Annotated in this window: 14 protein-coding genes; 10 read left to right on the forward strand and 4 right to left on the reverse strand. The window is 60.4% G+C overall.

The annotated features are described in order from the left end of the window. Positions 1 to 103: 103 nt before the first annotated feature. From gmd to AC097O_RS06565, 4 genes are all read left to right on the forward strand, one after another. Positions 104 to 1,198, forward strand: coding sequence for a GDP-mannose 4,6-dehydratase (gmd, locus tag AC097O_RS06550; protein ID WP_479592030.1), 1,095 nt, complete (start codon positions 104 to 106; stop codon positions 1,196 to 1,198). A 10-nt stretch (positions 1,199 to 1,208) separates the two neighbouring features. After that, positions 1,209 to 2,168, forward strand: coding sequence for a GDP-L-fucose synthase family protein (locus tag AC097O_RS06555; RefSeq protein WP_479592031.1), 960 nt, complete (start codon positions 1,209 to 1,211; stop codon positions 2,166 to 2,168). Positions 2,169 to 2,518: 350 nt separating this feature from the next. Next, positions 2,519 to 3,397, forward strand: a complete 879-nt coding sequence (locus AC097O_RS06560; protein ID WP_479592096.1) for a glycosyltransferase family 2 protein — start codon at positions 2,519 to 2,521, stop codon at positions 3,395 to 3,397. A 49-nt stretch (positions 3,398 to 3,446) separates the two neighbouring features. After that, positions 3,447 to 4,310 carry an NAD-dependent epimerase/dehydratase family protein gene (locus AC097O_RS06565; protein WP_479592032.1) on the forward strand — a complete coding sequence of 288 codons (864 nt, stop codon included), beginning with the start codon at positions 3,447 to 3,449 and terminating at the stop codon, positions 4,308 to 4,310. A gap of 46 nt (positions 4,311 to 4,356) precedes the next feature. Here AC097O_RS06565 and aroC read toward each other — a convergent pair whose 3' ends face one another. Continuing rightward, the gene (aroC, locus tag AC097O_RS06570) at positions 4,357 to 5,454 is read right to left on the reverse strand and encodes a chorismate synthase (RefSeq protein WP_479592033.1); all 1,098 of its coding nucleotides are present in this window, start codon (positions 5,452 to 5,454) and stop codon (positions 4,357 to 4,359) included. A 112-nt stretch (positions 5,455 to 5,566) separates the two neighbouring features. On the opposite strand from aroC, the gene AC097O_RS06575 reads away from it, so the two are divergent. Beyond that, on the forward strand, positions 5,567 to 5,989 hold the full coding sequence (locus AC097O_RS06575; RefSeq protein ID WP_479592034.1) for a cupin domain-containing protein: 423 nt from the start codon (positions 5,567 to 5,569) through the stop codon (positions 5,987 to 5,989). Positions 5,990 to 6,020: 31 nt separating this feature from the next. Here the strand turns inward: AC097O_RS06575 and AC097O_RS06580 are convergent, their stop codons facing one another. Beyond that, positions 6,021 to 6,677 carry a glutathione S-transferase gene (locus tag AC097O_RS06580; RefSeq protein WP_315187147.1) on the reverse strand — a complete coding sequence of 219 codons (657 nt, stop codon included), beginning with the start codon at positions 6,675 to 6,677 and terminating at the stop codon, positions 6,021 to 6,023. Positions 6,678 to 6,859: 182 nt separating this feature from the next. Here AC097O_RS06580 and AC097O_RS06585 point away from each other — a divergent pair, with 182 nt between their 5' ends. Continuing rightward, positions 6,860 to 8,083, forward strand: coding sequence for a polyhydroxyalkanoate depolymerase (locus tag AC097O_RS06585; protein WP_479592035.1), 1,224 nt, complete (start codon positions 6,860 to 6,862; stop codon positions 8,081 to 8,083). A 155-nt stretch (positions 8,084 to 8,238) separates the two neighbouring features. Here the strand turns inward: AC097O_RS06585 and AC097O_RS06590 are convergent, their stop codons facing one another. After that, positions 8,239 to 8,691, reverse strand: coding sequence for a CBS domain-containing protein (locus AC097O_RS06590; RefSeq protein ID WP_315187152.1), 453 nt, complete (start codon positions 8,689 to 8,691; stop codon positions 8,239 to 8,241). Between the two features lie 143 nt (positions 8,692 to 8,834). Here AC097O_RS06590 and AC097O_RS06595 point away from each other — a divergent pair, with 143 nt between their 5' ends. Beyond that, on the forward strand, positions 8,835 to 9,500 hold the full coding sequence (locus AC097O_RS06595) for a phosphatase PAP2 family protein (protein ID WP_479592036.1): 666 nt from the start codon (positions 8,835 to 8,837) through the stop codon (positions 9,498 to 9,500). A 151-nt stretch (positions 9,501 to 9,651) separates the two neighbouring features. Further along, positions 9,652 to 10,611, forward strand: coding sequence for a sensor domain-containing diguanylate cyclase (locus tag AC097O_RS06600; protein WP_479592037.1), 960 nt, complete (start codon positions 9,652 to 9,654; stop codon positions 10,609 to 10,611). Positions 10,612 to 10,616: 5 nt separating this feature from the next. On the opposite strand, the gene AC097O_RS06605 is transcribed toward AC097O_RS06600, so the two are convergent. Then, positions 10,617 to 11,864: a YihY family inner membrane protein gene (locus AC097O_RS06605; protein ID WP_479592038.1), complete on the reverse strand. Its 1,248-nt coding sequence runs from the start codon at positions 11,862 to 11,864 to the stop codon at positions 10,617 to 10,619. Positions 11,865 to 11,885: 21 nt separating this feature from the next. On the opposite strand from AC097O_RS06605, the gene AC097O_RS06610 reads away from it, so the two are divergent. After that, the gene (locus AC097O_RS06610; protein WP_315187161.1) at positions 11,886 to 12,266 is read left to right on the forward strand and encodes a DUF2069 domain-containing protein; all 381 of its coding nucleotides are present in this window, start codon (positions 11,886 to 11,888) and stop codon (positions 12,264 to 12,266) included. A gap of 16 nt (positions 12,267 to 12,282) precedes the next feature. Beyond that, positions 12,283 to 13,710 carry an FAD-binding oxidoreductase gene (locus tag AC097O_RS06615; RefSeq protein WP_479592039.1) on the forward strand — a complete coding sequence of 476 codons (1,428 nt, stop codon included), beginning with the start codon at positions 12,283 to 12,285 and terminating at the stop codon, positions 13,708 to 13,710. Positions 13,711 to 13,749 lie beyond the last annotated feature (39 nt).

Genomic DNA, 13,749 nt, shown 5'->3' on the forward strand with positions numbered 1-13,749 from the left:
GTATAAAATTATCTACCTAGTCATTTGTACATATATTTTAAAATTAACGCGTTATCGCTTCTTCTTGCTTATTCAAGCCTTACTTAATCTATAGGGGCATCAATTGAAAAAATCGAAAATCGCGCTCATCACTGGCATCACAGGCCAAGACGGCGCCTATCTAGCCGAACTGTTGCTGAAGAAGGGCTACGAGGTGCATGGCATCAAGCGCCGCTCATCGTTGTTCAACACGGACCGCATCGACCATCTTTACCAAGATCCGCATGTCGATAACGCCAGGTTGAAGTTGCACTATGGTGATTTGACCGATTCCACCAATCTGATCCGCATCATCCAGCTCGTGCAGCCGGATGAGATATACAACTTGGCGGCGATGAGCCATGTGGCTGTGTCATTTGAGACGCCAGAGTACACCGCCAACGCAGACGGTATTGGCACCTTGCGCATATTGGAAGCCATTCGCATCCTAGGGTTGGAAAAGAAGACCCGCTTTTACCAAGCCTCCACCTCCGAGCTATACGGCTTGGTGCAAGAAAGTCCGCAGAAGGAAACGACTCCGTTTTATCCGCGCAGCCCCTATGCCGTAGCCAAGATGTATGCGTTCTGGATTACGGTGAATTACCGCGAAGCCTACGGCATCTATGCTTGCAACGGTATTTTGTTTAACCACGAGAGCCCCATCCGTGGCGAGACGTTCGTTACACGCAAAATCACCCGCGCCCTGGCACGCATCAAGCTTGACCTGCAAGACTGCCTGTATCTTGGCAACATGGATTCACTGCGCGATTGGGGCCATGCTAAAGACTACGTGGAGATGCAGTGGCTGATGCTGCAGCAAGAACAAGCTGAGGACTTTGTCATCGCCACCGGCGTGCAGTACAGCGTGCGGGACTTCGTGAATACCGCTGCTTTAGAGCTGGGTATCCAGATGCGGTGGGAAGGCCATGGCGTGGATGAAAAAGGCTATGACACTGCAACGGGTAAATGCATTGTCCAGGTAGATCCCCGTTACTTCCGGCCCACAGAAGTGGAAACACTGCTTGGCGACGCGAGCAAAGCCAAGCAAAAACTGGGCTGGACGCCGCAAATTAGCTTCCAGCAACTTGTGGCAGAAATGGTGCAATCCGACCTGCAAAGCGCACAACGTGATGAGCTGGTCAAGAAGCACGGCTTTGCCACTTACGATTACCACGAGTAACGCCACGCTCATGGAAAAAACAAGCAAAATCTATGTAGCAGGCCACCGAGGCTTGGCGGGCAGTGCGATTCTGCGCACCCTGCAAGCCCGTGGATACACCAATCTGGTAGTTCGCACGCATGCCGAACTGGATCTGGAAGATGGGGCCGCCACACAACGGTTTTTCGACCAGGAACGCCCTGAAGTGGTTTTCATGGCTGCAGCCAAGGTTGGCGGCATCCATGCCAACAATACCTATCCCGTCGATTTTCTGATGGGCAATTTGCTCATTGAAGCCAATGTCTTCCGTGCAGCACATGCCTGCAAGGTGGAGCGCTTGATCTTCCTGGGCAGTTCCTGCATCTATCCCCGAGATTGCCCTCAACCGATCAAGGAGGAGTACTTGCTCACTGGCGTCCTAGAGCCCACCAACCGCCCCTACGCTTTGGCAAAAATCGCTGGTGTTGAAATGTGCTGGTCCTACAACCGCCAATTCGGTACGAAGTGGCTGGCGGCAATGCCCACCAATCTCTATGGCCCAGGCGACAACTACGACCTCAACAATTCGCACGTATTGCCAGCCTTGATTCGCAAGATGCACGATGCCAAGGCATCTGGCGCAGAAGAAGTCGTTTTGTGGGGAAGTGGCACGCCCAAGCGCGAGTTCCTTTATGTGGATGACCTTGCAGACGCACTGGTGTTCCTGGCGTCCTTGGACGACACGCGCTACAGCGCACTGACCGATCCGACACGCTGCCCTCTGATTAATGTCGGGTCGGGCGAAGACCTGACCATTCGGGCCTTGGCTGAAACGGTAGCGGAGGTAGTTGGCTACAAGGGCAGATTTGTGCAGGATGCGAGCAAGCCTGACGGCACTATGCGAAAAGTAATGGACACCAGCAAGATCCAGCAATTGAGATGGAGGTCGACCACCGGACTGAAGGAAGGTATTCAGCAGGCCTATAAAAACTACCTGTGTTGCCAACCCTGAATAGAGTGCAAGAACAGCCTGAGAATCCTGGGTAACGTGAACTCGATTTCCAACAATTGCATCGTTTAATCGGCAATGAAATCCAGAGTATGTTCAGAGAAATTGGTCTCGCGAAATCATGATATCGAGACATCTCGTTGCATTGGCTTGGATTTCTCTGATTTTTCCCCATTTAGTAGACAGGTATCAAAGAAGCTGGCAAGCAAAATTTTTTACACGACCTTAGTCCGAATCTGTCGATCTCACTGCCCACCTAAGTTCATTGCGAACCAAAAAGTGGCTATTGACGAAGCGAAAGTAGCGAAACTGAAAAAAATACCATAATAAAAAGGCGTATTTTGATTTCTGTGGTGATCGTTAATTACAACGCGGGGAGCCTTCTCGCAGAGTGCGTAGGTTCGGCCCTAGCGCAAGTGGATGAAGTATTGGTAGTGGACAATGCTTCGCACGATTCCAGCATGGCGCAATGTGCCGAGTTGTATTCGGCGGATCCGCGCCTGACCCTTATTTCCAGCGGTGCCAATCTGGGCTTTGCGGCTGGCTGCAACATGGGTTTCTTACAATCCAAAGGCGACTCCATCCTGTTTCTAAATCCGGACTGCCGCCTGGAATCAAACGCGGTGGCAGCGCTGCTCGCGGCTTTACAGGCAGACCCCTTGGCAGGAATGGTAGGCGGACTACTGATGAACCTCGACGGCTCCGAACAAGGCGGTGGGCGGCGGGCCATACCCACACCATGGCGATCATTTGTGCGCGCCTTTGGTTTGAACCGCTTTGAAAGCCGTTGGCCCAAGCTATTTTTTGATTTCCACCTGCATAAGCAGGCTCTACCTTTGCATCCCATCGACGTCGAGGCCATTTCGGGTGCCTGCATGCTTGTCAAGCGGCAGGCGGTGGATGAGGTCGGATTATGGGACGAAGGTTACTTTTTGCACTGCGAAGACCTGGACTGGTGCATGCGCTTCAGAAAAGCGGGCTGGAAAATTCTATTCGTCCCCTCAGCGCACATCTTGCACGCCCTGGGTGTCAGCAGCCGCAGCAGGCCTATTTTTGTAGAGTGGCACAAGCACAAAGGGATGATGCGCTTCTACCGAAAATTCTTCCACCACCAGTACCCTGGAATGTTGATGGGACTGGTGGCGGCCGGCGTGTGGATGCGCTTCGGCATGGTGACAGCCTATTACCTGGCTAAACGGGCCGGACAGGCACTGGGACTGGTCCGTGGATAGCCCAGCGCCGCCCTTACCTCGCTCCATCGGCGTATTAGGTGCCAGCAGCATGGTCGGCGCATGTGTTTTGTCGCAATTGGTGCAAGCCAAGGTGCATGTCAGCGCCTTTTCGCGCAAGGCCTTGCAAATTAGTGGTCAAGGCGTGGACTGGCAGCAGATTCCGTCTTCGCCAGCACTTGCATCACCCTGTGGCGCAACGATTTCCGATTGGATTTGCATCGCGCCCATCTGGGCCTTGCCTGCCCATTTTTCCTGGCTAGAGGCTCGGGGGGCTCGGCGGATTGTGGTGCTTTCATCCACCAGCCGGTTCACCAAAGATACGTCTTCCGACCCGCACGAGCAAGCCATTGCCGAGCGCTTGGCCGATGCCGAAAGCAAGCTGCAAACCTGGGCCGAAAGCCGCGGAATCGAATGGGTGATACTGCGCCCTACCCTGATTTACCAACCCGGGCAGGACAAAAACGTCTCTGAAATTGCCCGTTTCATTGGGCGCTTCGGGTTTTTCCCGGTACTGGGCAAGGCCCAGGGATTACGTCAACCCATCCACGCCGCCGATGTGGCCGGTGCATGCGTGGCAGCCTTGCATTCGCCCGCCGCCGCCAACCGGGCATACAACATCTCGGGGGGCGAAACCCTGCCCTACCGCAGCATGGTGGGCCGTATTTTTGCCGCCCAGGGGCGGGTGACGCGCATACTGGGTATACCGTTGTGGATGTTCAAGCTGGCGGTTTCGCTGTTGCGCTGCCTGCCGCGCTACCGCCATTGGACGACGGCCATGGCCGAGCGCATGAACCGTGACATGGTGTTTGACCACAGCGAGGCGGCACGGGATTTTGGCTTCCAGCCACGGGTGTTCACACTGGAACGGGAAAGCACGACACTACCCGGCCCCCAGTTGCTATCCAATAGATAGCTACTCACGCCCATCAATAGGGCGATAGAGCATTATTTCACGTATATCACCCCGCCGATGCCGCAATCGGCCCCACCGCCTGCACCACATCGGCATTCTGCGCACGCTGGCGCAAGGCGTGTTCCATCACTACCAAGGCCAGCAGCGCTTCCACGATGGGGGTGGCGCGGATACCTACGCAGGGATCGTGGCGGCCCTTGGTGATGACTTCGGTGGAGTTACCCGCCGTGTCAATCGACTCGCGGGGCGTGGTGATGGAACTGGTGGGCTTGATGGCGATGGACACTTCCAGGTCCTGGCCGGTGCTGATGCCGCCGAGCACCCCGCCCGCGTTGTTGGTTCGGAAGCCCTGGGGTGACAACGAATCGCCGTGCATGCTGCCGCGCTGGGCCACGCTGGCAAAGCCAGCACCGATCTCCACGCCTTTGACGGCGTTCAGGCCCATCATGGCGAAGGCGATGTCGGCATCGAGCTTGTCGAACAGAGGTTCGCCCAGGCCCACGGGCATGCCGGTAGCGGTGACGCGGATGCGTGCACCGCAGGAATCCTGGGCGTGGCGCAGGGCATCCATGTAGTCTTCCAGTGCCGAGACATCGGCCACCGGGGCGAAAAATGGGTTGTTGGGCACGTGGTCCCAGCTCTCGAACGGCACCACCAGGTCGCCCACCTGGGTCATGCAGCCGCGAAACACCATGCCGTATTTCTCTGCCAGCCATTTCTTGGCCACGGCACCGGCCGCCACCGTGGGCGCGGTGAGGCGGGCGGACGAGCGGCCACCACCACGCGGGTCGCGGATGCCGAATTTATGCCAGTAGGTGTAATCGGCGTGGCCGGGGCGAAAGCTTTGGGCGATGGCGCTGTAATCCTTGCTGCGCTGGTCGGCATTGCGGATCAGCAGGGCGATGGGGGTGCCGGTGGTTTTACCCTCGTACACGCCGCTCAGAATTTCGACCGCGTCGGGCTCGTTGCGCTGGGTGACGTGGCGGCTGGTGCCGGGGCGGCGGCGGTCCAGGTCGGCCTGGATATCGGCCTCGCACAAGGCCATGCCGGGGGGGCAGCCGTCGATCACACAGCCAATGGCCGGGCCGTGGGATTCACCAAAGTTGGTGACTGCGAATAGGGTTCCGAAGGTATTTCCGCTCATAGCCGTCGATTATCCCTGACGTGGAGCAGCCGCTCTAGATTTGGGAACGGTTCATGCTTATGCCCTCACACCCTTTGCGGGTTTACACGTATTTTTCACCTAGGAGAGGCCCATGCTGCAAGCAACCACGACCGAGTTTTCCCACGTCAAACCCGGCGACACCGATTTTGTCCAAGGCGGTTTGCGCGACTTTTTTCTGTACCGCGACCTTGGCATTGCCGAAGCCACGCACGGAAAGGTGATTGCGCACCTTGTGAAGGCGAATATGGCTCCAGAAAAGGGCACGGGCTGGCACCGGCATGAGGCGGATTTCCAGATCGTGATCATGGTCAAGGGCTGGGCGCGCTTCATGTACGAGGACAAAGAGACCCTGGTGCAGGCGGGCGACTGTGTGCACCAGCGCCCCGGCATCCGCCACTACCTGTTCGATTACTCGCCCGACATGGAGTACCTGGAGATTGTGTCGCCCGCCGATTTCAAGTCGGTCGACGTGGAGCCCGTGTGCGAGATCCCCGAATCCACACCCTGGAAGTAAGAAAAAAGGGCCGCTAGGCCCCCTTTTTTCTTCAGAACTCCGCGTCGAGTTCGTCGATTTCTTCCGGCTCTTTCATGGCCTCGGCCACCCATTCCTGCATCGCGGGCAAGGCCATGATGCGCTGGCAGTAGGCGGCGCACACCGGGTCCAGCGCCACGTTGTAGGTCAAAAAGCGGGTGACCACCGGGGCGTACATGGCATCGGCCATGCCCACTTGCTCGCCAAACAGGTACGGGCCGCCGTAGTTGGCCAGGCACTCTTTCCAGATCTCCACGATGCGGTCGATGTCGCTTTGGGCACGCGACCAGATTTTGAATTCGGAGAAATGCGCCTTGATGTTCATCGGTAGTGCGGTGCGCAGCGACGAGAAGCCCGAATGCATCTCGCCACAGATGGCGCGGCAGTGGGCGCGGGCGGCCTGCTCGGCGGGCAGCAAACCGGCTTTGGGCTTGATTTCATTGAGGTATTCGCCAATCGCCAGCGTGTCCCACACCTTGATCTTGTTGTGCTGCAAAGACGGCACCAGCATCGAGGACGACAGCAGCATCATCTCGGCCTTCATGGCCGGATCATCGGGCGAGACCACGTTTTCGGTGAACTCCAGCCCGGCAAACTTGGCAGCGAGCCAACCGCGCAGAGCCCAGGCACCATAGTTTTTGCTGCTGATCGTCAACTCTGCTTTACGCATGGGTAGCTCCTTGTGTTGTGGATGCTTTCAGCAAGGGCTGTGCCAGAGTCCGCAACAATCCAAATCCGTATTTCTACGTATGCTGCGCGAAGTGGATGTCCGCGTCTAGGCCGTGCAAAGTAACTGGCCCGTTACTTGCCTGTAGTTGGTGCACACCCCGCACCAAGTCAGGAATAACACACATGCTCTACCAGGCCTACCAACTCCAGTCCGACTTGATGTCGCCGCTGCGCCTGATGGCGCAGAGCCTTGGCGCGTCGCTCTGGTTCAAAGACACTGAAAACAGCCCGGTGCGCAAAATAGCCGCCGCCTGCGACGTGTTTTCGCGCCTGCGACTCACCCATTCACGGCCCGGCTACGGCATCACCTCGGTCAAGGTCGGCCAGGTCGAGGTGGCGGTGACCGAAGAAGTCACCCTCGCCCTGCCCTTTGGCAGCCTGCTGCATTTCAAGCGCACGGGGGACGCGGTGGACATGGACGACCAGCCCCCGGTGCTGCTGGTGGCCCCGCTGTCGGGCCACTTCTCGACCCTGCTGCGCGAAACCCTGCGCACCCTGTTGCAAGACCACGACGTGTACATCACTGACTGGCTCAACGCCCGCGATGTGGCGCTCACCGAAGGCGGCTTTGCGCTGGACGACTACGTCGAACACATGATCCGCTTCATCGAGGCCATTGGCCCTGGCGTGCATGTGGTGGCCGTGTGCCAACCCTGTGTGGCCGCGCTGGCCGCCGCCGCCATCATGGCGGAAGACGACAACCCCTGCCAGCCGCGCAGCCTCACCTTGATGGCCGGCCCGGTGGACTGCCGCATCAACCCCACCGGGGTCAACACCCTGGCCGTGAGCAAGCCCATCGAGTGGTTTGAAAAGAACCTGATCACCTACGTGCCGCTGCCGCACAAGGGCTTCATGCGCCGGGTGTACCCCGGCTTCATCCAGCTCAGCGCATTCCTGAGCATGAACCCGGCGCGCCACAAAGCCCAGTTCAAGGACATGTACAAATACCTGCTGGAAGGCGATATCGACAAGGCCGACACCATCCGCACCTTCTACGACGAGTACCTGGCCGTCAACGACCTGCCCGCCGAGTTCTACCTGGAGACCGTGGCCAAGGTGTTCCAGACCTACGACCTGCCCCGGGGCGTGCTCACCTACAAGGACCGCATCGTGAATCCCGCCGCCATCCGCCGCACCGCGCTGATGACGGTGGAGGGCGAGCGCGACGACATCTGCTCGGTCGGCCAGACCATGGCCGCCCAGGATTTGGCCAGCAGCGTGCGCCCCAGCCAGCGCACCCACCACATCCAGACCGGCGTAGGCCACTACGGCGTGTTCAGCGGCAAGAAATGGAACCAGCAGATCTACCCGCGCGTGCGCGACATGATCTACGCCAACCAGCTCTGAACGGCACACAGCAAAAAGCCCGGTGGAACCCACCGGGCTTTTTTTGTTCAAAACCAAATGCTACATATTCAGTAGCTGCTCACGCTCATGGAATAAGCACGAGCGGCCTAAAAGACCCCTAAGCCATCGGCAGGCCTGGGGGGGGTCTGCAAGTCTCAGCTGCCTTCTTCTTCGCCCGCCGGCCAGTCGCGGATGTAGGCCTTGAGCATCTTGTTCTCGAAATTCTGGCTGTCCACCACGGCCTTGGCCACGTCGTAGAAGCTGATCACACCCATCAGCATCTTGCCGTCCATCACCGGCATGTAGCGGGCGTGGCGCTCCAGCATCATGCGGCGCACATCGTCCAGCTCGGTGTTGGGGGTGCAGGTCAGGGGGTGGTCATCCATGGCGGTGCGGACCAGGGTGGTACCGATGGAGCCGGCGTTCTTCACCACCAGCTGGATCACCTCGCGAAAGGTCAGCATGCCGACCAGGTCACCGTGCGACATGATGACCAGGGAACCCATATCCTTTTCAGCCATCATGGCCAGGGCGGTCGCCAGCGGCTCGTCGGGGCTGGCGGTATAGAGCGTATTGCCTTTCACACGCAGAATGTCGCTGACTTTCATGGGGTTCTCCTGGTAACGCAGAGCGCAATGGATGGATAAGTGACAGATGTGCTTGCAATATAGCCCACAAACGCCTATGGCACGGCAGGAAATGCGCCTGCGTGGCGCTGCTAACCCATGTTGCACTGCAATAAAATCCGCCCATGGACTTCTTCATTGCCAAAGCCCCCTACTGGATCACCCGTTTTGGCGAAATGGGCATCGTCGTGCCCCTGGCCGTGGCGCTCACGCTGTGGATGCTGGCAAGCACCCGCGCCGTCCGCCCGGTGTTGCTGTGGCTGCTGCCGCTGGGCCTGGCGGTGGGCATCACCGCACTGTCCAAAATCGCCTTTATCGGATGGGGCCTGGGTATTGCGGCCATCGATTTCACCGGGTTTTCAGGCCATGCGATGTTCTCGGCGACCATTTATCCGGTACTAGCCTATACCCTGGCCGCGCAATCCAGCCGCCAGACCGGCACCCGCGTGGGGGCCACGCTGGCAGGTTATGCCCTGGCGCTGCTGATCGGCTGGAGCCGGGTGCATATCCAGGTGCATTCTGTGTCCGAGGTGGTGGCCGGTCTGGCGCTGGGGGCCAGTGCCAGCGGCTGGACGATCTGGCGCCTGTCGCGCAGGCTGGCCGCGCCCCACCCGCGCCCGCACCGCTGGGTGCTGCTGGCGCTGCTGGCCTGGCTGGCGGTGATGCCGGTGCATGCATCCCCGTCCCGGTCGCACGACATGGTGACGCAGTTGGCGCTGCGCCTGTCGGCGCATGACAAGCCATTTCGGCGGGCCGACCTGCATGCGGTGCCCGTGCCGCCTGGGGCCTGAATACTCCAGTTTTTATAGCTACTTGCGCTTATGGAATAAGCACGAGAGGGCGATTTCTTATAAATCGCCTCAGGGTTCGACGGGGATTTGCACAACTTGTTACAAATTAATGCAGATGCGGTAAGCTGCGGACCTTTGAGCGCACTGCCCCATGGACATTGACCCCTCCGTCTACAAGACCCTGCTCGAATCCACCCAGGCCATTCCCTGGCGGATCGACTGGAAGACCCTGAAGTTCACCTACATCGGCCCGCAAATCGAAGCGCTGCTGGGCTGGAGCCCCGAGAGCTGGGTGGGCGCGCAAGACTGGGCCGACCGCATGCACCCCGAGGACTGCGAGGAAACCTTCAACTTCTGCGTCAGCCAGTCGCAGGCCGGGGTAGACCACGAAGCCGACTACCGTGCCCTCACCCAGGACGGCGGCTACATGTGGATCCGCGACGTGGTGCACGTGGTGCGCAAAGACGGCGAAGTAGAGGCGCTGGTGGGCTTCATGTTCGACATCAGCGAACGCAAGAAGACCGAAGAAAAGCTCATCACCCTGCAAAAAGAGCTGGAAGAGCTGTCCTTCAAAGACGGCCTGACCGGCATTGCCAACCGGCGGCTGTTTGACTCGATCATGGAGATCGAATGGGGCAACGCCCGGCGCAACCACCAGCCGGTATCGGTGATCATGCTGGACATCGACTTCTTCAAACCCTACAACGACCACTACGGCCACCTGAAGGGCGACGACACCTTGAAGCAGGTGGCCCAAGCCCTGGCCTCGGCGGCCACCCGGTCGCGCGACTTTGTGGGCCGCTACGGCGGCGAAGAGTTTGTGCTGGTGCTGTCCGAAACCGACGAAAAAGCCGCCCTGAAAATCGCCGAACGCTGCCGCAACCTGCTGGCCCAGCTACAAATTCCGCACCAGGGCTCGCCCCTGGGCCAGCTTACCGCCAGCCTGGGCGTGGGCACCACCATTCCGGGCGCGGATTCCAGCATGGCGGAATTTCTGGACGCGGTGGACAAGCAGCTCTACCGCGCCAAGCACCTGGGCCGCAACCGGGTGGAAGCCGTCCCCCCCAGCCTGGCCGCTGCCACGGTATCCCGCGCTGGGCTGATTCGCTAGCAAATTCAGAGCACGTCACGCAGATACATAGAGCGGCGACCGCTGTTTTTCCATAAATTCTCCAGCGCCGGGGCCGGGGTTAGCAGCAGCGCATCGACCAGCGGCAGCAGCAGCGTGGTGTCGGGGTTGGCCAGCAGCAGCAGGCGCGGCTCGCGGGGTTTGGCGGTGGTGTCCAGCGGGTCGGCTTCGTCCAGCCGCCCCACCCAGTCCAGCCCGCCCAGGGCCGCCAGCACCGGCTCCAGTTGCAAGGTATCGACCTGCATGGTGTGGGCCAGTTGCGCCACGCCCAGGCCTTTGTCGCCGCGGGCCTGCACGGCATGCAGGTGCTGCAGCACTTCGATGGCCAGCAAAAACGACCAGCCGTACGGCGTGGAGCGGCGCGGCACGCCTTCCAGCAGGCTGGGCATGTAGGCCGCAATCACCGCGCCCAGCAACACGATCACCCAGGCCAGGTAGATCCAGATCAGCATGATGGGCAGCGTGGCAAATGCGCCGTACACCACCGAATAGGTGGGCACGGCAGACAAATAAAACGTCAGCAGCCGCTTGGCCAGCTCGATGCTGATGGCCACAAACACGCCACCGGCCCAGGCGTGCGCCCACTTCACCCGGGTGTAGGGCACATAGTGGTAGAGCGCGGCCATACCACCCGCCAGCAGGGTGATCTGCAACAGGCCAAACAGCAGCCGCACGCCGCCGGGCAGGTCGCCCACCACACCCTGCGAGCTGGAGACAACATAGGAAGTCAACGCCAGGCTGGCCCCCAGCAGCAGCGGCCCCAGGGTGATACCGGCCCAGTAAATCAGCACCCGCTGGCCCAGGGGCCGGGGGCGGCGCACGCGCCAGATGGCGTTCAGCGTGCGGTCGATGGTCAGGATCAGCGCCAGCGCGGTAAACAGCACAATGGCCAGTCCCACCGACCCCAGCTTGCTGGCCTGGTTGGCAAACTGGGTCAGGTAGCCCAGCACCTGGCGGGCAATGCTCTCGGGAATCAGGCTTTGCACCAGCCACTTTTGCAGCACCACCTGCACTTTGCCGAACATCGGAAAAGCCGTGAAGATGGCCAGCGCCACGGTAAAAAATGGCACCAGCGCCAGCGAGGTGGTGAAGGTCAGGCTGCTGGCGGTCAGGCCCAGCTGGTCCTCGCGAAAGCGCTCGCGCAAGGTGTGGGCGGTGGTTTTCCAGGGAAAGCGGGACAGGTCTTTCAGGAACTGGTCGAAACGTTGGGACAGGGCGGCTAGGGACAAAGACATGGCCGCTATGATGCCATCGCTATGAACCACTCTGAACACTCTGTCTCCTGGACCCGCAACCTGGCCGTCGGCAGCCTTTTGGGCCTGATTGCCCTGTGCCTGGCCTGGGAGCTGGTGCTGGCCCCGCTGCGCCCGGGCAGCGTAGTGCTGGCGCTGAAGGCCGTGCCGCTGTGCTTTCCGCTCATCGGCCTGCTGAAGAACCGCATGTACACCTACCGCTGGGTCAGCCTGATGGTGTGGCTTTACTTCACCGAAGGCGTGGTGCGCGCCTACAGCGATGCCGCGCCCAGCCGCTGGTATGCCCTGGGCGAAGCCCTGCTGTGCGTGGCCTTGTTCGTGGCCTGCGCCATGCACGTACGCCTGCGCTTCAAGAACGCCAAGGCCGCTGCCCTGCCTGCCTGAACCTGGAGACACCCTTATGCAAGACCTGATCGACAGCCTGCGCCAGACCGTCGGCGCAACCCATGTGCTCACCGACGGTGACCTCAGCGCCTACGAGCTGGACTGGCGCAAACGCAGCCGCGGCAAGTCCCTGGCCGTAGTGCGACCCGGCAGCACTTTGGAAGTGGCCGCCGTGGTCAAAGCCTGCGCAGCGGCGGGTGTCAGCATCGTGCCGCAGGGCGGCAACACCGGCCTGGTGGTGGGCAGCACGCCGGACGATTCCGGCACGCAAATCGTGCTCAGCCTGCAGCGCATGCACGCGGTGCGTAGCGTGGACGCGGCCAACCTGACCATGACGGTCGAGGCGGGCTGCATTCTGCAAAACCTGCAGGACGTGGCCGATAAAGCCGGTTTTCTGTTCCCCCTGAGCCTGGGCGCCGAAGGCAGTTGCACGATTGGCGGCAACCTGTCTACCAACGCGGGCGGCACCCAGGTGCTGCGCTACGGCAATACCCGCGAGCTCTGCCTGGGCCTGGAAGTGGTGACAGCCCACGGCGAGATCTGGAGCGGCCTGAGTGGCCTGCGCAAGGACAACACCGGCTACGACCTGCGCAACCTGTTTGTTGGCAGCGAAGGCACGCTCGGCATCATCACCGCCGCCACCATGAAGCTGATGCCCCAGCCCGCCGCCACGCTCACCGCCTGGGCGGCCGTGCCCAGCCTGGACCACGCCGTCACCCTGCTCGGCCTGGCCCACCAGCACCTGGGTGCGGGGCTGACCGGCTTTGAGGTGATGGGCCAATTTGCCCTCAGCCTGGTGGCCAAGCACTACCCGCAGCAGCGCGTGCCGCTGTACCTCGATACGCCCTGGTGCGTGCTGCTGGAGAACTCGGATAGCGAATCCGAAACCCACGCCCGCGACCGCTTCGAGCACCTGCTGGAGCTGGCCATGGAACAAGGCTGTGTGACCGATGCCGTGGTGGCCGAAAACATCGCCCAGGCCCACGCCCTGTGGCATGTGCGCGAAAGCATCTCCATGGCCCAGGCCGAAGAGGGGCTGAACATCAAGCACGACATCTCCATCCCGGTGTCAAACATCCCCGAGTTCGTGCAACACACCGATGCCCTGCTGACCACGCAAATCCCCGGTGTGCGCCTGGTCAACTTCGGCCACCTGGGCGACGGCAACCTGCACTACAACGTGCAAGCCCCCGCCGAAGGCGATGCTGCCGAATTTCTGCGCACCCAGGAAGACCGCGTCAACACCCTGGTGTTCGATGCGGTGATGGCGCATGGCGGCTCCATCTCGGCCGAGCACGGCGTGGGCAGCCTGAAGGTAGGCCACCTGGAGCACTACAAATCCCCCGTAGCCATGGCGCTGATGCGCAGCATCAAGGAAGCCCTGGACCCGCAGAACCTGATGAATCCGGGGCGGGTGGTGCAGGTGGCGGCTGCGGGGTTTTAAAATGATGCGCATATACTGCGCGCATCATTTTTGGAGAAT

This window comes from Rhodoferax sp. LS1P39, from assembly GCF_056521425.1.

Coding starts and splice junctions, on each gene's coding strand:
- AC097O_RS06555 (WP_479592031.1), top strand. CDS start 1,209: ATGGAAAAAACAAGCAAAATCTATGTAGCAGGCCACCGAGGCTTGGCG.
- AC097O_RS06565 (WP_479592032.1), top strand. CDS start 3,447: ATGGTCGGCGCATGTGTTTTGTCGCAATTGGTGCAAGCCAAGGTGCAT.
- aroC (WP_479592033.1), bottom strand. CDS start 5,454: ATGAGCGGAAATACCTTCGGAACCCTATTCGCAGTCACCAACTTTGGT.
- AC097O_RS06575 (WP_479592034.1), top strand. CDS start 5,567: ATGCTGCAAGCAACCACGACCGAGTTTTCCCACGTCAAACCCGGCGAC.
- AC097O_RS06580 (WP_315187147.1), bottom strand. CDS start 6,677: ATGCGTAAAGCAGAGTTGACGATCAGCAGCAAAAACTATGGTGCCTGG.
- AC097O_RS06585 (WP_479592035.1), top strand. CDS start 6,860: ATGCTCTACCAGGCCTACCAACTCCAGTCCGACTTGATGTCGCCGCTG.
- AC097O_RS06590 (WP_315187152.1), bottom strand. CDS start 8,691: ATGAAAGTCAGCGACATTCTGCGTGTGAAAGGCAATACGCTCTATACC.
- AC097O_RS06595 (WP_479592036.1), top strand. CDS start 8,835: ATGGACTTCTTCATTGCCAAAGCCCCCTACTGGATCACCCGTTTTGGC.
- AC097O_RS06600 (WP_479592037.1), top strand. CDS start 9,652: ATGGACATTGACCCCTCCGTCTACAAGACCCTGCTCGAATCCACCCAG.
- AC097O_RS06605 (WP_479592038.1), bottom strand. CDS start 11,864: ATGTCTTTGTCCCTAGCCGCCCTGTCCCAACGTTTCGACCAGTTCCTG.
- AC097O_RS06610 (WP_315187161.1), top strand. CDS start 11,886: ATGAACCACTCTGAACACTCTGTCTCCTGGACCCGCAACCTGGCCGTC.
- AC097O_RS06615 (WP_479592039.1), top strand. CDS start 12,283: ATGCAAGACCTGATCGACAGCCTGCGCCAGACCGTCGGCGCAACCCAT.